The organism is Aliivibrio sp. S10_S31 (assembly GCF_014694495.1).
Classification (GTDB): domain Bacteria; phylum Pseudomonadota; class Gammaproteobacteria; order Enterobacterales; family Vibrionaceae; genus Aliivibrio; species Aliivibrio fischeri.
In genome coordinates this window covers 1-21,302 of sequence record NZ_JAAUWR010000030.1, presented here as the reverse complement: position 1 = coordinate 21,302, position 21,302 = coordinate 1, and the positions used below count along the sequence as shown (strand labels likewise).

The window sequence follows — 21,302 nt, the reverse complement described above, 5'->3', positions numbered from 1 at the left end:
GAAAGCGGAAAGCGTCTAATCCTGCCAAAGAAAAGAAAGCGAAAACCATTTCCGCGACAAGTGCTTTATAAAGCACCGCGCTACCCTTATAAAAAAAGAGCCACTAGCTGTTAAGCGAGCGGCATTATACCTAAGGTGTGCCTTTTTTATTTGCCATTTGAAAATGATAGGAGTAGCATTCTGATTGTTGTTTGGTTCTTATGCCAAATACGGGTGATGGATTTCCACCTTTAACCGCTCTATTTTTAGAGATAATGATTCCTACTGTAGCGTTACCCTGATCAGTGAGTCTGATCGTATTGGGGTAGATCCGTCTATGGTAGAGCAGTTTGTTATTTCTCTTCTCTTCTAAGATCGTCTATCCTTTTGTTTAACCATTATTTAAAGATAGAGATCCATGGCACATCCTCTTAATCGAAATTTTCAAAACTTATTTCAAGTAGCTCGTTGGTCATTACTAATTCTACCTGTTGCTTTATTGGTAGGGTCATTTAACGCATTTTTCTTATGGTTACTAAGTGAAGCGACGCAAGCTCGCATTGCGAATCCATGGCTGATTTATTTATTACCAGTTGCGGGTTTAGCTATTGTTTATAGCTACCGAAATTGGGGTAAAAATTCGGCGGGCGGTAATAACTTAATTATGGATGAAATCCACCAAGCTGGGGAAGGTGTTCCAGTAAGAATGGGGCCATTAGTGTTATTTACTACGGTGATAACGCATTTATTTGGTGGCTCTGCTGGTCGTGAAGGTACGGCTGTTCAAATAGGTGGTGCAACAACGGATTGGTTATCTAAAGTCTTTAAGCTATCTGAAGATGACCGAAAAATGATGCTAACCGCAGGTGTTGCCGCTGGTTTTGCTTCTATTTTTGGTACGCCTTTTACTGGGGCTATTTTTGCTCTTGAAGTATTGTTTATTGGACGTATTAAGTTCAATGCTATCATTCCTGCGCTATTGGCTGCTATCTTAGCTAATGTGGTTGCTTCGGCTTGGGGTGCCCATCATACGCATTATTTAATTAACTTTGATCAGGTTAGCACCTTGTTTGGTCATGCTGTTGATATCGATCTTTTATTAATGGCTAAAGTGATTATTGCTGCAATTGGTTTTGGTATTGCTGGTTATTTGTTTGGTGAGTTAACTCACGGCTTTAAAGACCTGTTTAACGCAACATTAAAGAACCCATATTTAATTGTCGTTGTGGGTGGTTTGATGGTCATCATCATTACTCAATTACTTGGCAATTATGATTACATTGGTATTGGTGTTTATCCAAGTCGTGATGGTGGTGTGAGTATTACGTCAGCATTTACTGAAGGTGGAGCAGAGTGGTATAGCTGGATTTTAAAACTGGTATTAACTGCGATTACTCTTGCTGCTGGTTATAAAGGTGGTGAAGTAACACCGTTGTTTTTTGTTGGTGCTACGTTAGGTAACTTCTTAGGTTGGGTTATGGGGGCTCCGGTTGATTTATTTGCTGCTCTGGGTTTCCTTGCGGTATTTGCGGCTGCAACCAATACACCATTAGCTTGTACGATCATGGGCGTGGAATTGTTTGGTGCTGAGTATTTACCTTATTTCGCTTTAGCGTGTTATACGGCTTATTACTTTAGTGGTCATACTGGTATTTACTCTTCACAACGTGTTGCTGTTTCTAAAACATTAGAGCATGGTCGTGATCATGACGGCCTAAATAAAATAGGGTCATATCGTGAACATAATTCATCGTCATTAAAACACCTAGCGAATAAGCTAACTAAAAAAGACAAATAGTTTCACGTGAAACATGGTGGTTTATCTAGATTAGAACTTGGTAGAGAGGATTAGAACCTAATGTGCTTCTCCACAAAAAAGAACATTGTACTTGTTGGTGTAAGAGCTACGGATGACAAAGGTGGTTTTTTGTTACGAAGCACACAAGGTTCAATGTGCCTTGTGGAGAGGATTAAAACCTAATGTACTTCTCCACAAAAAAGAACATTGTACTTGTTGGTGTAAGATCTACCGATGACAAAGGTGTTTTTTTTCTGCGAAGCACACAAGATTTAATATGGATTGTCGATATGTAAAACTCTATATGCGCTCACTCACAAACTCAGCCAACCACTTGATAACTTTTTTCTCTTCCATTTCATTTCTTGCATACTTTCTTTATACTCCGAACACGTTCAGATTTTGATTCAACGATCTGAAAGAAACTTGTCGGAGTGCTTAGTGCTTTTTAAAGTACAAGCTGAGACCGCAGTGCGGGATCCGTAGAACCTGATCAGGCTAATACCTGCGAAGGGAACAAGAGACAATTTACATCTTAGTTTATGAAACCATATCTACAGATTGAAAGGTACAGACGTAGCTGAATTTTAGCTGCTTTTATTCTTTTTAACTTGTGGGCATAACAGTACAGACAGATATTCTCTGCAGCACAAACTAAGAACCTCTTGCTACAACTCAAATCCGGCAAGCAATTATTCTATTTTTATCAAGGAATTTTGCTATGTCGTCAAGCCGTAAACAAGCACGTTTAGATGCTAAAACCAATATTGAATCGTTATCGGTTCAACCATATCCAAATTCAAATAAAGTCTATATTGAAGGCTCTCGTCTTGATATTCGCGTTCCTATGCGAGAGATTTCATTAGCTGACAGTTTAGTTGGTGGTACCAAAGAATCACCAATTTTTGAACCAAATGAACCTATCCAAGTTTATGACACTTCAGGTGTGTATACCGATCCAAGCTACGATATCGATGTATATAGAGGATTACCTAAGTTGCGTCAAGAATGGATAGAAGAGCGAAATGATACCGAGTTACTTGATGGCGTGAGCTCTGTTTATTCGCAAGAGCGTTTAGCGGATGAAACTCTTGATGAACTTCGTTATGGAAATCTCCCAACGATTCGCCGTGCTAAACAAGGCCAGTGTGTTACTCAACTGCATTATGCGCGTCAGGGAATCATTACTCCTGAAATGGAATACATAGCGATTCGTGAAAACATGGGTCGTCAAAAGTTTGCAGATGAGCAACTTAATCACCAACATCCTGGCCATAGTTTTGGGGCTAACTTACCGAAAGAAATCACACCTGAATTTGTGCGTAAAGAGGTTGCTGAAGGGCGCGCAATTATCCCATCAAACATAAACCATCCAGAAGCAGAACCAATGATCATTGGTCGTAATTTCTTAATTAAGGTCAACGCTAATATTGGTAACTCATCGGTGAGTTCATCAATTGAAGAAGAAGTGGAGAAGCTAGTTTGGTCAACGCGTTGGGGCGGTGATACGGTGATGGATTTATCTACGGGTCGAAATATTCATGAAACTCGTGAGTGGATTCTACGTAATAGCCCTGTCCCAATTGGCACGGTTCCAATGTATCAAGCGCTAGAAAAAGTGAATGGTGTAGCCGAAAACCTTAACTGGGAAGTGATGCGAGATACCTTAATCGAGCAGGCTGAACAGGGCGTCGATTACTTTACCATTCACGCAGGTTTACTGCTTCGTTATGTACCAATGACAGCAAAACGCGTTACCGGGATTGTATCTCGTGGCGGCTCTATTATTGCTAAGTGGTGTCTTGCTCATCACCAAGAAAGCTTTCTTTATACACACTTCCGTGAGATCTGTGAAATCTGTGCTAAATACGATGTGGCTTTATCTTTGGGTGATGGATTGCGTCCGGGCTCTGTTGCTGACGCTAATGATGAAGCGCAATTTGCTGAATTACGAACTTTAGGTGAGCTAACTAAAGTTGCGTGGGAATACGATGTTCAAGTCATTATTGAAGGTCCAGGTCATGTTCCTATGCACATGATTAAAGAGAATATGGATGAACAACTTAAACATTGTCATGAAGCGCCATTTTATACACTAGGGCCACTAACGACAGATATTGCTCCTGGATATGATCACATTACTTCAGGTATTGGTGCTGCCATGATCGGTTGGTATGGCTGTGCCATGTTGTGTTACGTAACGCCAAAAGAACACTTAGGGTTACCAAATAAAGACGATGTGAAGACAGGCTTGATTACTTATAAGTTAGCAGCACACGCAGGCGATTTAGCCAAAGGTCATCCGGGTGCACAAATTCGTGATAACGCCTTATCAAAAGCCCGCTTTGAATTCCGTTGGGAAGACCAGTTTAATCTGTCTCTTGATCCTATTACCGCTCGTGAATATCACGATGAAACCTTACCGCAAGAATCGGGCAAAGTTGCTCACTTTTGTTCAATGTGTGGGCCTAAGTTCTGCTCAATGAAGATCTCACAAGAAGTCAGAGAGTACGCTAAAGATTCGGAACAAGTTGCTTTAGACCAAGCAATCGAAATTAAGATGATAGATGACCCTCTAGAAGGGATGCGTCAAAAGTCAGAAGAGTTTAAAGCGTCTGGGTCTGAACTTTATCATCCTGCAGTTGAAGCTGAATAACGATGATAATAAGGGATGTTTCACGTGGAACATCTCTTAGTTTTGTATACGGAATTGAGGTGAGACAGCAATGTTTGCATTCCCTAATATTGATAAAAGTAAGTTTGGTTTATATCCCGTAGTTGATGATGTGTCGTGGATAGAAAAATTATTAAAGCTCGATGTAAAGACAATCCAATTGAGAATTAAGAATCCAGAACAAGCAGACTTAGAGCAACAGGTTATAAAAGCGATTAGGCTTGGCCGTGAATATGATGCTCAGGTGTTCATCAATGACTATTGGCAGTTAGCTATTAAGCACAAAGCATTTGGTATTCACCTTGGACAAGAAGACATAGAGGTTGCTGATTTACAGGCGATTGCTGAGGCGAATATTTGTCTTGGTTTGTCGACACACGATGATAGTGAACTATTAAAAGTAAAAGCCCTAAATCCAAGCTATTTAGCGCTTGGTCATATTTTTCCGACACCAACGAAAGAGATGCCATCACAACCACAAGGTTTGACCAATCTTGCAAAGAATCAACAATTAGCTGGAGACATTCCGACCGTTGCGATTGGCGGTATTGATCTCTCCGTTGCTAATGATGTGTGGCAAACCGGTGTTGATAGTATTGCGGTAGTTCGAGCGATTACTGAGGCTGAGGATACAGAGCAGGCCGTCGCGAAATTTAACGCCATTATTTCTGAACCAAGAAGAGGAAATCTACAGGAGGTTGCTTATGAGTAACCAGTTAATGGAAGGGTTAAGTGACCAAGATTTTCTGCGTTATAGCCGTCAAATTATGTTGCCTGATATTGGTGATAAAGGGCAAATAGCATTAAGAAATAGTACGGTTCTCATCATCGGTTGTGGCGGATTGGGTTCTTCGGTTGGAATGTATTTATCCGCTTCTGGTATCGGTACATTAATCATTGCCGATGGAGACAAAGTTGAATTAAGCAACTTACAGCGACAAGTGGTGTATCGCGATAACAACCTAAATCAAAATAAAGCGATGGCAATGGCACTGCAACTTAAAGGGTTGAATGGTACAACTCATATTGAAGTGATCAGCCATAAGTTAACAGAGCCAGAGTTATCCCGTTTTATTAATCAAGTCGACGTGGTTTTGGATTGCTCTGATAATTTGCCAACACGTCATGAAACTAATGCGGCATGTGTAAAGCATAACGTTCCACTTATTTCTGGTGCAGCAATTGGATGGCAAGGGCAGCTAATGTTGTTTTCAAATCAGGTCACGGAAAAAAACACGTCGTGCTATCACTGTTTATTTCCTTTTACTGAAAGCCACCAAACACAAAACTGTCAGTCGTTCGGAATTGTGGGACCGGTGGTAGGCATGATAGGAAACTTACAGGCATTAGAAACCATTAAATACCTTACTCAACCGAGTTACATGAAATGGGACACCATTCATCAGTTTGATGGCCGCTCTTTGGCTTGGTCATCGATAAAAATTCCAAAAGACAGCCAATGTTCAATCTGTGCTTCAACAGTAACTAATGATGTTTCACGTGAAACACACTCAAAGGGAGAGACTTGTCATGAGTGATTTAATGTCAATAGAACTTAATGGTGTGTCTTATCGAGTTGAGGTCACGCATACATTATCTTCATTTTTAGAATACCATGGTATTGATACACAAGGATGTGCTGTTGCAATCAGTAATCAGATAATACCGAGATCAGAGTGGCAAAAGCGTGGGTTATCACAGGGTGAATCCATCTCTTTATTTCAAGCAATCGCTGGAGGCTAACATGAATGACTTATTAACCATTGGAGATAAGACGTTTAGATCACGTTTATTCACCGGAACAGGAAAGTTTCCAAATGCCAGCGTTATGCAAAAGGCACTTATAGAGTCTGGTTCTGAATTATCAACAATGGCGTTAAAACGTGTTGAAGTGAATAACCCTGAAGACAATATATTAAAGCCGATTGTGGATGCAGGAATTAACTTATTACCCAATACGTCTGGTGCTAAAAATGCTCGTGAGGCTATTTTCGCCGCACAACTTGCTCGTGAAGCATTGGGCACAAATTGGCTTAAATTGGAAATTCACCCTGATCCCAAATACCTAATGCCAGACCCAATTGAAACATTAACCGCAGCAGAAGAGTTAGTGAAACAAGGGTTTATTGTCTTGCCATATTGTCATGCTGATCCCGTTTTATGTAAGCGATTGGAAGAGGTTGGTTGTGCTGCTGTTATGCCACTAGGTGCGCCTATTGGTTCAAATAAAGGCATTGTCAGTCGTGACTTTTTAGAGATTATTATTGACCAAGCTCGAGTACCTGTAGTGGTTGATGCTGGTATTGGTGCGCCATCTCATGCTGCTTTGGCAATGGAACTGGGGGCTGATGCTGTGCTTGTTAACACTGCGATTGCTGCGGCAAGAAATCCAATCGCAATGGCAACTGCATTTAAATTAGCGGTGCAATCTGGCCGATTAGCTTATGAAAATGGGTTGGCGGCAGTTAACACTCAAGCTGTTGCTTCTAGTCCATTAACGGCATTTCTTGATTAAGGTGAATGAAATGACATTTACTGATGAATGGGAAAAGTTACATTGGGATGAGGTTAAACTCTCTATCTATAGTAAAACGCATCATGATGTTGAAAGAGCGCTAAGTAAATCCAAACGAGATCTTGAAGATTTTAAAGCCTTAATTTCTCCTGCTGCAGAAAGCTATCTTGAACAAATGGCTCAAGAGTCTGCACGATTAACTCGCCAACGTTTTGGTCATACGATTGGTTTTTATATTCCTTTGTATCTTTCTAATCTTTGCGCGAATGCATGTACTTATTGTGGCTTCTCAATGGAGAATCGCATTAAGAGAAAGACGCTCAACCAAGATGAGGTTGCACAGGAAGTGAGGGCGATTAAAGCGATGAATTTTGATAGTGTTCTTTTGGTAACGGGAGAACATGAAACCAAAGTTGGGATGAATTACTTTCGTCAAACATTACCGCAGATAAAGCAGTCGTTTAATTATCTCGCAATGGAAGTTCAGCCTTTAGAACAAGAAGAGTATGCAGAATTAAAAACCTTAGGTTTGGATGCGGTGATGGTGTATCAAGAAACGTATCATCCATCTACTTATGCGGAGCATCACCTTCGTGGAAATAAAACCGATTTTAAATTTAGATTAGAAACGCCAGATCGATTGGCAGAAGCGGGCATTGATAAGATTGGAATTGGGGCGCTTATTGGGCTAGATGAGTGGCGAACAGATTGCTTTTTTGTGGCAGCGCATTTGGATTATTTAGAGCGTCGATACTGGCAGACTCGTTACTCTATTTCTTTTCCAAGATTGCGACCATGTGAGGGTGCGCTGCAACCAAAATCAATAATGAGTGACAAACAACTGGTGCAATTAATTTGTGCTTATCGGTTGTTAAACCCTGAGGTTGAACTGTCATTGTCCACTCGAGAATCTGAACATTTTAGAGATAATGTATTGCCATTAGGTATTACATCAATATCAGCGGCATCGAAAACACAACCGGGTGGTTATGCAAATGATGACCAAGAGCTTGAACAGTTTTCTATTAGTGATGAGCGATCTGCTGAATCTGTTTCTTTAGCGGTACAAGCAAGGGGATTTGAACCGGTTTGGAAGGACTGGGATAGAAGTTATTCAAGTTGATGTTTCACGTGAAACAACATAAAAAATGCCACGTTTGCTCTTCTATAGAGCTCTTTTATAGAATAGATACGTGGCATTTTATTGTTGTATTTTAATGAATTAGCTTTCGTAGCTTAATTCAGCTGTCGCTTGTTTAAGCCACTCTTTTACTTCGCCATCAACAAGAGGGCTAACTTCATTCCAGACTTTCTGATGATAGTTATTCAACCACGCTAACTCTGGGCGATTTAGCATATCAACATTGATCAGACGTTTGTCGATAGGACAGCGTGTTAAAGATTCAAATCCAAGAACCGAGAAGTCACCTTGAGTTTCGATTTCAACGACTAACTCTAAGTTCTCAATGCGGATACCAAATTCGTCTGCACGATAATAACCAGGCTCATTAGATAGTACCATTCCAGGAAGAAGCGCTGTGTTATTTATTACTTTAGCAATACGTTGAGGACCTTCATGGACACTTAAGAAGTGACCAACACCGTGACCAGTACCATGATCATAATCATAACCTTGCGCCCATAAATGTTGACGAGCAAGGATGTCTAGTTGATGTCCACATGTTCCTTTAGGGAAGCGAGCATTTGCTAACCCGATATGGCCTTTAAGAACTAAAGTGAATTGTTGTTTAATGTCATCACTTGGTGTACCAACCGCTAATGTTCGAGTGATGTCTGTTGTGCCATCTGGATACTGACCGCCTGAATCAACTAGGTATAAATTGTTCATTTGTAGTTTACCTGGTTCAGGTTGGTTTTGATGATTGTAGTGACACATTGCCGCATTACCAGCGGCTGCTGAAATAGTATCGAAACTTAAATCAGCCAGAGAGGCATCTTCTTCACGGAACGCTTGAAGTTTGTCTGCTAAAACAGCTTCGTCGTGTAAAGTGCCAGCTTCAATTTCTGCATCAAACCAAGTTAGGAATTTAGCCATAGCAGCGCCATCACGAATATGACAAGCACGCATGCCTGCTTTTTCCGTTTCGTTTTTAGCTGCTTTTGGTAGTAAACATGGATCAGATGCTTCAATGATTTCTGCGTTTGCATTACTTAATACTAATGACATCCATGCGTTTGATGTTGCAGAATCAACCAGAACCTTTTTACCTGCAAGTGATTCTAATGTTGCTTGCAAGGCATCAGGTTGGTGAACTCGAACACCTTGGCCAACATGAGTATTAAACTCTGCTGGAAGACGTGAGGGGTCTAGGAAAAAATCAACACTCTCATCTGCATGAATAATCGCATGAGAAAGAAGTACTGGTAGGCGAGAAACATCTAAACCACGGATATTCAATAACCAACAGATGGAGTCTAGTTGTGTTAATAGCGCTGCGTCTGCTTTTTTCTTTGAGACTTCTTTTGCAATTTCTTTACGCTTGTCTTCAGAACTTTGGCCGACAAATTCTAATGACATTAAACGCACATCAGACACTTTAACTTCTGGACGGTCTAACCATAACTCATCAATAGGATTTGTGGCGATGGCTTCAAGAGTGACGACACCTTCAACATTTTTTGATGCTGTTTTTAGCCATTGAGCAGTGTGCATGCGTGGATCTATTGCCACTTTTGAACCTGAAGCAAGACTGTCTTTAATCCATTCAAGCAGTGGCTCTTCATGTAGATGACGATACTCAAATACATCTGCTGGTACTTGTTTGCGAACTTGAACGGTATAACGGCCATCCACAAAAATAGCGGCTTTTTCTTTAGTGATAACAGCCGCACCAGCAGAACCTGTAAAACCAGTAACCCAATGCAAACGTTCGTTATGCTCTGGAATATATTCACCTAGAAATTCATCTTCATGAGGGATGATTAGGGCATCAAAATCTTGTTGAGCAAGCCATGTACGTAGTTGTTCAACACGCTGAGAAGTTTGTGGGTGCATCTGAGTGTCCTTTTATACCTGTGATTAATTGGTATGACTCTGTCCGTGTGTACGAGGCAGAAATTATCTATGTTATTTTGTAGAGTTATAACCTAGCGCTTTTAGTGTTCATCTGCAATTGTTGATACTGATAAATCTTTGCAGTGATTAATAATGGTATTACGAAGCCAACAATTCGCAGCATCATTCTCTTTTTGTTGATGCCAAAATAGGGTATATGCCATTTGAGGCAGTTCGGTTGGTAAAGGTAATACAACTAAATTTAATTGTTGTGCTATCAGCTTTATAAAGTGGCTTGGTGCGGTAAAAACTAAATCGGTATGAGTACATAAACTCGCTGCACTATTAAAATCAGGAACAATAATGCCAATACTACGCTCAAGCCCTCTGTCTGCTAATTTATAGTCAAGAAGCCATTGGTCTTTTCCATCACAACGCACCTGAACATGACGTTGCTGTAGATAGGTATCTAACGTCCATTCTTGTTTTAACACGGGATGATCACGGCGAACCAAGCACATTTGGCTATCTCGATATATTTCTTTGCTGCAAATATCTTCAGGCGTATGCATAGTGATATTGGCGTATTTGGGGTCGAGGTCTTTCCCTGTAATACCTATATCCATTTCACCTGATTGAAGTTTCTTTAATGTGTTGGTATCCCATGCATGAGTATCTAACATGACATTGGGGGCTTTATTTAAAATGTAAGACATGAAATGTGGAAGCAGTAATGGATAAGTACTTTCGACCAAACCTAAACGAAATCGATAATGGCTGCTTTGTGGATCAAAATTCGATGCTTCGGTAATGCTTTCTAAATGACTTAATAACGTATGAAGTTGCTCTTGAAGGTTTCGTGCTTTCGCTGTGGGTTGCAAACCATAAGCGGTACGAGAGAAAAGAGGGTCATTAAATTGTTCTCGTAATTTGGCTAAGTTTTTACTGACGGCAGATTGGCTTAAACACAAACGTTGAGCAGCACGAGTAACACTTTTTTCTTCTAATAATAAATGAAGTGTAAGAAGTAAGTTGAGATCAATCTTTGTCAGTTTTTCAAAAAACATAGAGATATTCCAAATAAGAATGTTAGATCTGAATATAAACCATTTCTGTTCATATCTCTAATTGAGTACACTTCTCGAATCATTTTAGGAGTTACCAATGCACACGCCAGTTACACCTCAATCAGCACCATCGCTTTCTTCAACATCGGACAAAAAAATTATCACCTTAATGGTGGTGTTAGTGTTGTTCAGTCCATTAGCGATTGATATTTATCTTCCTGCTTTGCCTGCAATGGCTGCAGAGTTTCAAGTTCCATCAACCATGGCTCAAGATACGATTACTTGGTTTATGTTTAGTATGGGCTTAGGTCAATTATTTGCTGGTCCACTTGCCGATCGTTATGGCCGAAGACCAATAGCATTAACGGGTATTCTTATTTATGGAATGAGTGCAGTGTTAGCGTATACCGCTCAAGCAATGGAAATGTTATTGCTTGCTCGATTACTACAAGGTTTTGGTGCGTGTGCAACATCCGTTGCTGCTTTTGCTTCTGTTCGTGATTCATTTGGTGCAGAGAAAGGTGGGCGTATGATCAGCTATTTAAATGGAGCGATCTGTTTTATTCCCGCTTTAGCTCCTATTTTAGGTAGTTACTTAACTCATCATTTTGGCTGGCGTTCAAATTTCAGCTTTATGGCTGGTTTTGCATTGGTTGGTTTTGTATTAATCCTGCTTAATTATAAAGAAACAAAACCTACGAATACGGTACAAACAGGAAGACTGATTAGCCCATCGCGTTATTGGTCTGTATTGCAACATCCAACGTTTTTGTTTCATGCGACACTATGTATGTTAGCCATGGGTGTTATTTTAGCTTATGTCACTTCAGCTCCCGTTTTTCTTATGGATAAATTGGGATTAACCATGCAAGAGTTTACGCATTGGTTTGCTGTTAATGCGGTATTGAATATTATGGCGTGTTTTGCAGCGCCTAAATTTATGGTCAGATTCGGAACTCGTAACGCCTTATTATTTGGCTTGTCGGTGTTAGCTATCGCAGGTGGTTTAATGCTAGGGTTCCAACATATTCAGCAAGCTTGGGCGTTTATGATCCCGATCTTTTTCTCGTCAGTAGGTTTTGCATGGGTACTGGGTTCGGCGGCAGGTAAAGCGCTTGCACCATTTGGTGATAGAGCGGGAACTGCTGCTGCATTACTAGGGTTATTTCAAATGAGTGGAGCAGGTATCATTGTTGGCACAATGCAAAGATTAGCACTCCCATCTGCACAACTCTTAACACTAATGATGTGGCTTCTTATCCCAGGTTTGCTGATTTTATTAACAAAAACAGGACAACGTTGGCATTCTGGAACTGTTGCGCACTAATTCGCATAATTTGAACAGAAAAAGAGCAATTTTACTTTTTAATATATTCAGTTAATTATGGTTTCAGTGTATATTCAGCACTTAATTACTGTTGATTTAAATTAAAAGGCAAAACACGCAATGTCGATGTCCGTTATTGAAATGGCTCGTGTCCTAGAGCAAATGGAAGAGTCACCAGAAAAACTTATGTTTGGTAAACTACTTTCAGAGCTAGGCAATCAAAGCCAAGAGCGCGTAAGAAGCGCTGCGCGACAAGTGTCTGTTCCAACATTGCGTGATCTGATTTACCAATTCCAAGTGGTAATTGAAGAGCGTAAAGGTGAAACGACAAAAAAACTTGCTGAAGAAATGGCAAAAGAAGGGGTTTCACTAGAAGACTTCCAAGCTTATTTAGCAAGTAAGAATAAATAATAACCTTAATTTAAATTTTGGTTAGATGATTAAAATAGAAAAAAGCAGCGTTATATACGCTGCTTTTTTTGTTTGTACGGGTTTTTATTACTGTTCTGCCGGTGCTTGATTCTCTTTCTTTTTACCAAAGAACTGTTGGATCAGTAGACCACACACAATCATAATTAATCCGATTAATGTTGATGGGTGTATTTCTTCTCCGATGATATTGGCTAAAAGCAGTAAAGAGATAAATGGAGAAGCAAAAATTAGGTTACTGATTCGTGCCGTATTTTGTGTTAATCGTAATGCTGATAACCATAAAACAAAGGTAACCCCCATTTCAAATAAACCCACATAAGAAACCGCAACCCAACCACTCATTGGTATTTGAGCCCATGGAGCTCCTTCGTAAATACTTAAACCTATCGCAACAGGTAGAGCAACTAAGAAACCAAGTAAAAGCCCAAGAATGGGGTCTGCTTTGTTTTTAGTATTAAGAATCCAGTAGCCCGCCCACAATAATGTTGAGAATAAGGCTAAGCCCACACCTAGAGGGCTATCAAATTCTAATGCAAGCACATCACCTTTAGTCGCAATAACGATTACACCTAGATAGCCTAAAACACACGCAACCCAATCTTGTTTTCGTATTTTTTGCCCAAGAAAAACCGCAGCCATTAAGGTTAAGGTAATTGCCCAACTGTAATTAAGAGGCTGAGCTTGAGATGCTGGTAATAGATCATAAGATTTGAATAGAACCAAATAGTAAGCAAGGGGATTAATTGCACCTAATAAAATGTAATACAAAGGGTTAGCTAAAAAGGTATCAATCAGTTGCGATAGCGTTTTTTGATAAGCAGCAACACCAGCTAGAGCCAGAATAGAAACAGCGCTTGCAATGGTTAGCATTTGGGTTGGCGTAAAATGCTCAAGAGTGATTTTAAAAGCAGTGGCAACGGTTGACCACAAAAGAACCGCTGCGACACCAAATCCTAAAGCACGACGTTCGTTCATTGTTATTGTTCTCAGTAAAAAATCCATTTGGATCTGGAGTGTACCTGTGCTTGAAAAATAGTGTTAACTGGACATTTATCCAGTATCAAAATATCCTATGGTAATTCGTGTTTACATTGAGTGAGTTATGGAATTTTTGAATCAGTTTGGTGGGCATTTATTGTTTGGTTTTGCAGGCGCAAGTATCGCGTATGCCGTTGCTCATGTATTAACAAAAAGTCGAAATCAGCAAGAGCTAGCTTTATTAGAGCATGAGTTAGAGTCAGAAAAAAAATTGGCAAACTCTCAACTGCATCAATTAACCCAACAAGTAGAAAAACAGCAGCAAGAGCTCGATGAACTTGATCTTGAGCGTGACAAATTAGCGCAAGAACAAAAACAATCACACGGACGTTTAATGGCGGCCATGGAAAAGCTGCGTTATTTTGATGCGATTCAAAAAGAAAAAGAGTACTTAACTCAACAACTCGAGTTTTCTCGTCAAACAAATTCAAATGTTGAAGCAGAATTGAGAGAACAAGAAGCGCGTAATGAAGAAGAACGTAAAGCAAGCCAAGAGAAGATTGAATTACTAGAGAGAGCAGAAGAAAGGCTAAAGCAGCAGTTTGAAAATTTAGCCAACCAATTGTTTGAACAGAAAACCAAAACGGTTGATGAACAAAACAAGGTGAGTTTAGAAGGTTTGTTATCTCCATTAAAAGAGCAGCTTGAAGGATTTAAAAAACAAGTAAACGACAGTTTTGGTTTTGAAGCTAAAGAGCGCCACACTCTGGTACATGAAATTCGTAGCCTACAACAGCTTAATGAGCGAATGACACAAGAGGCGGTAAACCTGACCAATGCTCTTAAAGGCGACAACAAACAACAAGGTAATTGGGGGGAAGTTGTTCTTTCTCGAGTGTTGAAAGAATCTGGTCTCAGAGAGGGGCATGAATACGATACTCAAGTCAGTATGGATGATGAAGATGGTAAGCGTTTTTATCCTGATGTGATTGTTCACTTACCTGACGAGAAAGACGTCGTGGTTGATTCAAAAATGACCTTAGTGGCATATGAGCGTTTTTTTAACAGTGAAGACTTTAATCAAAAAGAACATGCGCTTGATGAACACTTAATGGCGATTCGAGCTCATTTACGAGGATTAAGTAAAAAGGATTACCATAAGTTAAATGGCTTACGCAGTTTAGATTATGTCTTGATGTTTATTCCTGTAGAGCCAGCGTTTCAAGTTGCGATAGAGGCTGACCCATCGCTCATCTCTGATGCGATGGAGCAGAATATTATTATCGTTAGCCCTACAACGTTATTAGTTGCGCTTAGAACCATCAGTAATTTATGGCGTAATGAGAGACAGAACCAAAACGCCAAAATCATTGCAGAACGCGCAAGTAAACTGTACGACAAAATGCGTCTTTTTGTTGATGACATGGAGGCGGTGGGTGGCGCACTTGATAAGGCAAATCAAAGTTATCAAGGAGCAATGAATAAATTGGCAAGTGGGCGTGGAAACTTAATTCGCCAAGCTGAAAGCTTTAAAGAATTGGGGGTTGAAGTGAAGAGAGACATAAATCGTCGTCTTATTGACCAATCTTTTGAAGCCGATACGATGCAAACACTTGGTGATAACGGGTTGGATAAAGTAGACTAGAGGGCTGTTGAATCCATAGAGAACGGATTCAACGTACTATCTCTAGAGGACGAAAAATGACGGACAAGATGAACATGGCTGAAGAAACAACACACTTCGGCTTCACTACAGTCGCTAAAGAAGAAAAAGTAGCGAAAGTTGCAGAGGTGTTTCACTCTGTAGCAGCAAAATACGACATCATGAATGACCTTATGTCTGGTGGTGTTCACCGTGTTTGGAAACGATTCACGATTGATTGTAGTGGCGTACGTCCAGGTCATAAAGTACTTGATTTAGCTGGTGGTACTGGCGATTTAACGGCTAAGTTTTCACGTATTGTGGGTGAGAAAGGCCAAGTTATTCTTGCTGATATTAATAACTCAATGCTAAACGTTGGTCGTGACAAACTACGAGATATGGGCATCGTAGGTAATGTAAATTACGTACAAGCAAATGCAGAAGAGCTACCTTTCCCTGATGACCATTTTGATTGTATTACCATTAGTTTTGGTCTTCGTAACGTTACGGATAAAGATAAAGCACTGCGTTCTATGTTCCGTGTTCTTAAGCCGGGCGGCCGTTTATTAGTGCTAGAGTTTTCAAAACCAATTCTTGAGCCGTTATCAAAAATTTACGATGCGTACTCCTTCCACCTATTACCGAAAATGGGTGAAATCATCGCAAATGATGCAGACAGCTATCGCTACCTTGCTGAATCTATTCGTATGCACCCAGATCAAGAAACACTGAAAGGCATGATGGAAGACGCAGGATTTGAACAAGCAAATTACTACAACTTAACAGGTGGTATCGTTGCTCTACATCGCGGTTACAAGTTTTAAGGGATAGAATAATGCCATTAGAACCATTCGTAACAGGCGTGATGGAGACAGGGTTAAATACTCTGTTAAAAGAATCTCCAGAAAGCAAAGCGGCACTGCATCGTTTAAAAGAAAAGATCATTCATGTTCATTTGAATGAAGTGAACAAAGATCTTTTCTTTGTATTTAGTCACCTACAAGTTGATATTCTTTCTCGATTCGAAGGTTCAGTTGATTGTTACTTAGCTTTAAATCTTTCTGTTTTGCCACAACTGCGTGACCAAAATAATATCACTCAACTTATCAAACAAGATAAGTTGGTATTGGAAGGCGATTTAAAACTTGCTCAGCAATTTTCTGCATTACTTGAAGAGTTAAAACCAGATGTTGAAGAGAAATTATCTCAATATACTGGTGATATTGTTGCACATACTTTAGTTAGTGGAGTAAAAGGTGGAGCCTGCTGGGTGAAAAAACAGATCACTCGTCAAACTCGCCATGCAGCAGAAGTACTTACTGAAGAGTGGAAAATGGCACCGGCACCATTAGAAATTGCCCACTTTTGCGATCAAGTAACCGATGTTGAAGCTCAATTTACAGAGCTAGATGCTCGTTTATCTCGTCTAATACAAAAAACAGGGTTAGAACAAGCATGACGCCATCTGAGTTAAAGCGCTTATATCACATCACTAAGGTTCAACTTGAGTATGGGTTAGATGAGCTGTTACCTGAACATGCGTTAACTCAATTGCCAAAGCGATTACGTAAAGGTTTATTCTGGATTAAAAATAAATATCCTGAAAAACCTTTGGGTGAGCGTTTACGTCTAGCATTGCAAGAGCTGGGTCCTGTTTGGATCAAGTTCGGTCAAATGATGTCGACCCGTCGAGATCTTTTTCCTCCTCATTTAGCTGACCAATTAGCGCTACTTCAAGACCAAGTTGCCCCATTTGATGGTCAGTTAGCGAAAGACCAAATGGAAATTGAATTAGGTGGACCATTAGAGAATTGGTTTACTGATTTTGATATTAAGCCGTTGGCTTCAGCTTCCATTGCTCAGGTACACACCGCAAAGTTAAAAGATTCAGGTAGAGAAATTGTTCTTAAAGTGATTCGTCCTGACATTCGTCCTGTCATCGAATCTGACATTCGCTTAATGTACCGTATGGCGAAGTTGGTAGAGCAACATATTCCTGAAGCGCGTCGTTTAAAACCTGTAGAAGTCATTGAAGAGTACGAAAAAACCTTACTTGATGAGCTAGACTTAAGAAGAGAAGCCAGTAATGCAATGCAGCTGCGCAGAAACTTTGAAGGTAGCGAAGAACTTTATGTACCTGAAGTCATTTTAGATTTAAGCTCTGAGCATCTTATGGTGTCAGAGCGCATTTACGGTATTCAAGTATCAGACATTGAGCAGCTTGAAAAAAACGGCACCAATATGAAGTTATTGGCTGAACGTGGTGTCTCTGTTTTCTTTACTCAGGTGTTTCGAGATAGCTTCTTTCATGCGGATATGCACCCAGGAAACGTATTTGTAAATCCAGATAATCCAGAAAATCCACAATGGATCGGATTAGACTGTGGTATTGTGGGAACACTCAATAAGGAAGATAAACGCTATTTAGCAGAAAACTTATTAGGCTTCTTTAATAGTGACTATCATAAAGTTGCGCAATTACATGTTGATTCTGGTTGGGTTCCGGCAGACACTAACGTCGAAGAATTCGAATTTGCTATTCGAATGGTGTGTGAACCGATTTTTGCTAAACCATTAGGAGAGATTTCTTTTGGTCATGTGCTGTTGAATTTATTTAATACAGCGCGTCGTTTTAATATGGAAGTGCAACCACAGTTAGTCTTATTGCAAAAAACATTGTTGTACGTAGAAGGATTAGGCAGACAGCTTTATCCGCAATTAGATCTATGGGCAACCGCCAAACCATTTTTAGAAACGTGGATGGCAAAACAGATAGGACCGGCAGCCTTTGTGACTGCTTTGAGTGAGAAAGCGCCATTCTGGGCTGAAAAATTACCCGAACTGCCAGATTTAGTTTATGACAGTTTGCGCCAGGGCAAAGTTCTTAATCAACGAATGGATAAACTTTACGCAGGTTACCGTCAAAGTAAGCGCCAACAAGCAAAAGGACAATTCCTATTTAATGTTGGAGCCACACTTCTGATTTGTTCTGCGGTGTTATTAACCAGTAACATTACTGTGTTAGCATCAATTAGTGCTGCTACAGGAGCTGCGTTTTGGCTATTTAGCTGGCGAACATATCGTCGTTAAACGTAACTTTATTTAGCAATTTTTTAACCCTAACACGCTGAGGAAATAAGCATGGGTGGTATTAGTATTTGGCAACTTCTTATTATTGCAGTAATTATCGTTCTGTTATTTGGTACGAAAAAATTACGTGGTGTAGGTAGTGATTTGGGTTCTGCAGTTAAAGGCTTTAAAAAAGCGATAAGTGAAGATGAGCCAGCAAAAGATGCGAAAAAAGACGCTGATTTTGTTCCTCAGAACTTAGAGAAAAAAGAAGCTGAAACAGTAGAAAAACAAAAGCAAAACGACAAAGAGCAGGCATAATAAGTGTTTGATATCGGTTTTTGGGAACTGATACTGATCTCTGTTGTTGGACTAGTTGTATTAGGACCGGAACGTTTACCAAAAGCGATCCGCTCTGTTGCGCAGTTCATTGGAGCAGCAAAAAGCATGGCGAATAACGTCAAAGATGAGCTGTCACAAGAATTGAAGATACAAGAACTTCAAGAGAATTTGCGCAAAGCAGAACAGATGAATATGGATGACTTATCGCCTGATCTTAAAAAGTCAGTAGAAGAGTTAAAACAAGCGGCAGCAGATGTCACTCGTCCATATGCAAAACCAGAAGAAGAAAAAGTAGAGACGCCAAGTGCTGACTCGAGTTCTTCTTCGGCATCTGACTCAACTTCTAAAACGAAAGCAGAGTAATTATGTCATCAGTTGAATCCTCTCAGCCGTTGTTAGCGCACTTACTAGAGCTAAGAAATCGTCTATTAAAAGCAATCATTGCAGTTATCGTCGTATTCTTGGGCTTAGTTTGGTTCGCTAATGACATTTATGAGTTTTTATCAGCACCTTTGGTAGAAAGACTGCCAGAGGGAGCAACTATGATAGCAACTGATGTCGCGTCACCATTTTTCACGCCCATAAAGCTGACTTTGGTGGCATCGATATTTGTCGCTGTTCCAGTAATTCTTTATCAGGTATGGGCATTTGTGGCTCCTGGACTGTATAAGCATGAGAAAAGACTCATCATGCCGTTACTATTCTCTAGCTCTTTGCTGTTTTATGCCGGTGTATCATTTGCCTATTTCATTGTATTTCCTTTGGTATTTGGTTTCTTTACAACCATTGCACCTGAAGGGGTTCAAGTAGCAACTGATATCGCCAGTTATCTTGATTTTGTTTTAGCATTGTTCTTGGCTTTTGGTATTGCATTTGAAGTACCTGTTGCCATCATCTTGCTATGCTGGACAGGTGCTACAGACCCAGATACGTTAAGACAAAAGCGTCCATACATTATTGTAGGTGCCTTTGTTGTAGGTATGATGTTGACACCACCAGACATTATTTCTCAAACGTTACTGGCTGTGCCTATGTGTATTTTGTTTGAGATTGGTCTGTTCTTCTCACGCTTTTATGTGAGAGAGAATAATGAAGATGATTTGGAACAAGATGAAGCATAATGCTTGATAGAAAATCTGAATATTGAAAAAGCGTTGATGATTATCAGCGCTTTTTTTATGCCTGCTTTAAACCATACAAAGTGAGTTAAGTGATCATGATCACGCTCTATTTTTGAGGCTTTATAGAGATAAATAGACAAACAGGAAACCGCTTGTGCGAGATCTCTCACAAGCGAGTGAGATTTAGCGCTTTTTTTTGCGCTGTTTTCTCTCTGCACTCCATTAAGTTATTGATATTTAATGTTTTGTGTTTATTGGGGGGATGGAGTTATATTTTTTTTGCAATTATTTGAAATTAGTCTATTGCTGAAAAAAGTGAAAAGCGTAATCTTATTGGTGTCGGAAGGATGCTGACACGGAACAGGAACTAGCCAAGGATTTGGTACGCTTCAGGATGAGGCACTCGGTTACTTAGGATTAGTAATCGGCATGGATAGCGAAATGGACATTGAATGGACGCAATAGTAACTAGGATGGTTGCTACTAAGGAAAGACAATGGACACCTCTAGGATTGAGGTAAATGGACTGCACATCAGGATGATGTAAAGGACACCGCTCAAGGAACAAGCGAAGAGAGTTAACTAAGGATTGTTAACGGATCAGGATAGATCATGGACACCGCTAGGATAGCGACGAAAGGAATAAGCTGACGGATTCAGCATACTATCAAGGATTTGATGCATGGAGCACCATTAGTAGCCGGATTGCTGCGAGTAAAGTTATAGCCCCGCTAGATGAAAATCTAGTGGGGCTTTTCTTGTTTAGAGCAAAGTAAAAAGCAGGGATTAGAGGCGAGGACGCTTCGCTCGAGGAGCGAGGAAAATCAAAAGCCGATTCAGAATTGTAATGAAATATGGTATCAACAACCCCCTCTAACTCCCCCTTGTATTGATACTCTCGATCCCAGTAATTCATTGATAAAGGGGGAGGCCTTCTTTGGTGCGGATATTTCAGCGATCACAATATTGTTCCTCCCCTTGAGTAAATATCTCATGTGATCACTAATGTCGATATAAGGGGAGGTTAGGAGGGGTTGTGAGTAGATACTTTAGTTATTCAATGTCTTTATTGATACTCTCGATCCCAGTAATTCATTGATAAAGGGGGAGGCCTTCTTTGGTGCGGATATTTCAGCGATCACAATATTGTTCCTCCCCTTGAGTAAATATCTCATGTGATCACTAATGTCGATAATAAGGGGAGGTTAATAAGGGTAATGCCGCTCGCTTAACAGCTAGTGGCTCTTTTTTTATAAGGGTAGCGCGGTGCTTTATAAAGCACTTGTCGCGGAAATGGTTTTCGCTTTCTTTTCTTTGGCAGGATTAGACGCTTTCCGCTTTC

Annotated in this window: 18 protein-coding genes, 1 pseudogene and 2 riboswitches; of the genes and pseudogenes, 16 read left to right on the top strand and 3 right to left on the bottom strand. The window is 40.2% G+C overall.

What is annotated here, in order from left to right; all coding sequences use genetic code 11:
• Positions 1-203: 203 nt before the first annotated feature.
• A riboswitch (Fluoride riboswitch) is annotated at positions 204-271 on the top strand.
• Between the two features lie 126 nt (positions 272-397).
• The 7 genes and pseudogenes from HC728_RS18645 (at position 398) to thiH (ending at position 8,089) form a co-directional block, all read left to right on the top strand.
• Complete coding sequence (locus HC728_RS18645) at positions 398-1,777, top strand: voltage-gated chloride channel family protein (RefSeq protein WP_005416818.1); 1,380 nt, start codon at positions 398-400, stop codon at positions 1,775-1,777.
• Positions 1,778-2,197: 420 nt separating this feature from the next.
• Positions 2,198-2,310, top strand: a riboswitch (TPP riboswitch).
• Between the two features lie 188 nt (positions 2,311-2,498).
• A complete protein-coding gene (gene thiC, locus HC728_RS18640) occupies positions 2,499-4,433 on the top strand; it encodes a phosphomethylpyrimidine synthase ThiC (protein WP_194688056.1) in 1,935 nt (644 codons plus the stop codon).
• Positions 4,434-4,500: 67 nt separating this feature from the next.
• Positions 4,501-5,163 (top strand): annotated as a pseudogene (thiE, locus tag HC728_RS18635) (thiamine phosphate synthase); the annotation flags it as partial.
• Positions 5,156-5,989, top strand: coding sequence for a HesA/MoeB/ThiF family protein (locus HC728_RS18630; protein ID WP_190395870.1), 834 nt, complete (start codon positions 5,156-5,158; stop codon positions 5,987-5,989). The pseudogene thiE and the gene HC728_RS18630, both read left to right, overlap by 8 nt.
• On the top strand, positions 5,982-6,194 hold the full coding sequence (gene thiS / locus HC728_RS18625; protein ID WP_005416828.1) for a sulfur carrier protein ThiS: 213 nt from the start codon (positions 5,982-5,984) through the stop codon (positions 6,192-6,194). Before HC728_RS18630 ends, thiS begins: the two co-directional genes overlap by 8 nt.
• A 1-nt stretch (position 6,195) precedes the next feature.
• On the top strand, positions 6,196-6,966 hold the full coding sequence (locus tag HC728_RS18620; protein WP_012532831.1) for a thiazole synthase: 771 nt from the start codon (positions 6,196-6,198) through the stop codon (positions 6,964-6,966).
• Between the two features lie 10 nt (positions 6,967-6,976).
• Complete coding sequence (gene thiH / locus HC728_RS18615; protein WP_190395869.1) at positions 6,977-8,089, top strand: 2-iminoacetate synthase ThiH; 1,113 nt, start codon at positions 6,977-6,979, stop codon at positions 8,087-8,089.
• A 99-nt stretch (positions 8,090-8,188) separates the two neighbouring features.
• On the opposite strand, the gene HC728_RS18610 is transcribed toward thiH, so the two are convergent.
• Together HC728_RS18610 and HC728_RS18605 are read right to left on the bottom strand one after the other, a co-directional pair.
• Positions 8,189-9,982, bottom strand: coding sequence for an aminopeptidase P family protein (locus tag HC728_RS18610; protein WP_190395868.1), 1,794 nt, complete (start codon positions 9,980-9,982; stop codon positions 8,189-8,191).
• Between the two features lie 101 nt (positions 9,983-10,083).
• Positions 10,084-11,049 carry a LysR family transcriptional regulator gene (locus HC728_RS18605; protein ID WP_065595614.1) on the bottom strand — a complete coding sequence of 322 codons (966 nt, stop codon included), beginning with the start codon at positions 11,047-11,049 and terminating at the stop codon, positions 10,084-10,086.
• Positions 11,050-11,146: 97 nt separating this feature from the next.
• On the opposite strand from HC728_RS18605, the gene HC728_RS18600 reads away from it, so the two are divergent.
• Both HC728_RS18600 and HC728_RS18595 read left to right on the top strand, forming a co-directional pair.
• Positions 11,147-12,376 (top strand): multidrug effflux MFS transporter, encoded by a 1,230-nt coding sequence (locus tag HC728_RS18600; RefSeq protein ID WP_072054708.1) that lies wholly within the window; start codon positions 11,147-11,149, stop codon positions 12,374-12,376.
• 120 nt (positions 12,377-12,496) lie between these two features.
• Positions 12,497-12,787, top strand: coding sequence for a hypothetical protein (locus HC728_RS18595; RefSeq protein WP_005416841.1), 291 nt, complete (start codon positions 12,497-12,499; stop codon positions 12,785-12,787).
• A gap of 87 nt (positions 12,788-12,874) precedes the next feature.
• Here the strand turns inward: HC728_RS18595 and HC728_RS18590 are convergent, their stop codons facing one another.
• Complete coding sequence (locus tag HC728_RS18590) at positions 12,875-13,783, bottom strand: DMT family transporter (protein WP_190395867.1); 909 nt, start codon at positions 13,781-13,783, stop codon at positions 12,875-12,877.
• 127 nt (positions 13,784-13,910) lie between these two features.
• On the opposite strand from HC728_RS18590, the gene rmuC reads away from it, so the two are divergent.
• From rmuC to tatC, 7 genes are read left to right on the top strand one after another with little or no spacing between them, the layout of a single operon-like run.
• Positions 13,911-15,431, top strand: coding sequence for a DNA recombination protein RmuC (rmuC, locus tag HC728_RS18585; protein WP_065597137.1), 1,521 nt, complete (start codon positions 13,911-13,913; stop codon positions 15,429-15,431).
• Positions 15,432-15,487: 56 nt separating this feature from the next.
• Complete coding sequence (ubiE, locus tag HC728_RS18580) at positions 15,488-16,252, top strand: bifunctional demethylmenaquinone methyltransferase/2-methoxy-6-polyprenyl-1,4-benzoquinol methylase UbiE (protein ID WP_005416847.1); 765 nt, start codon at positions 15,488-15,490, stop codon at positions 16,250-16,252.
• A gap of 11 nt (positions 16,253-16,263) precedes the next feature.
• Positions 16,264-16,887, top strand: coding sequence for an SCP2 domain-containing protein (locus HC728_RS18575; protein ID WP_017019864.1), 624 nt, complete (start codon positions 16,264-16,266; stop codon positions 16,885-16,887).
• Positions 16,884-18,518, top strand: a complete 1,635-nt coding sequence (gene ubiB / locus HC728_RS18570) for a ubiquinone biosynthesis regulatory protein kinase UbiB (protein WP_017019863.1) — start codon at positions 16,884-16,886, stop codon at positions 18,516-18,518. The genes HC728_RS18575 and ubiB overlap by 4 nt, the downstream gene beginning before the upstream one ends.
• Positions 18,519-18,569: 51 nt before the next feature.
• Positions 18,570-18,818 carry a Sec-independent protein translocase subunit TatA gene (gene tatA / locus HC728_RS18565; RefSeq protein WP_005416854.1) on the top strand — a complete coding sequence of 83 codons (249 nt, stop codon included), beginning with the start codon at positions 18,570-18,572 and terminating at the stop codon, positions 18,816-18,818.
• Between the two features lie 3 nt (positions 18,819-18,821).
• On the top strand, positions 18,822-19,202 hold the full coding sequence (gene tatB / locus HC728_RS18560; protein ID WP_005416855.1) for a Sec-independent protein translocase protein TatB: 381 nt from the start codon (positions 18,822-18,824) through the stop codon (positions 19,200-19,202).
• A 2-nt stretch (positions 19,203-19,204) separates the two neighbouring features.
• Entirely contained in the window at positions 19,205-19,960 is a 756-nt protein-coding gene (gene tatC / locus HC728_RS18555) for a Sec-independent protein translocase subunit TatC (RefSeq protein WP_005416858.1), read from the top strand.
• Positions 19,961-21,302 lie beyond the last annotated feature (1,342 nt).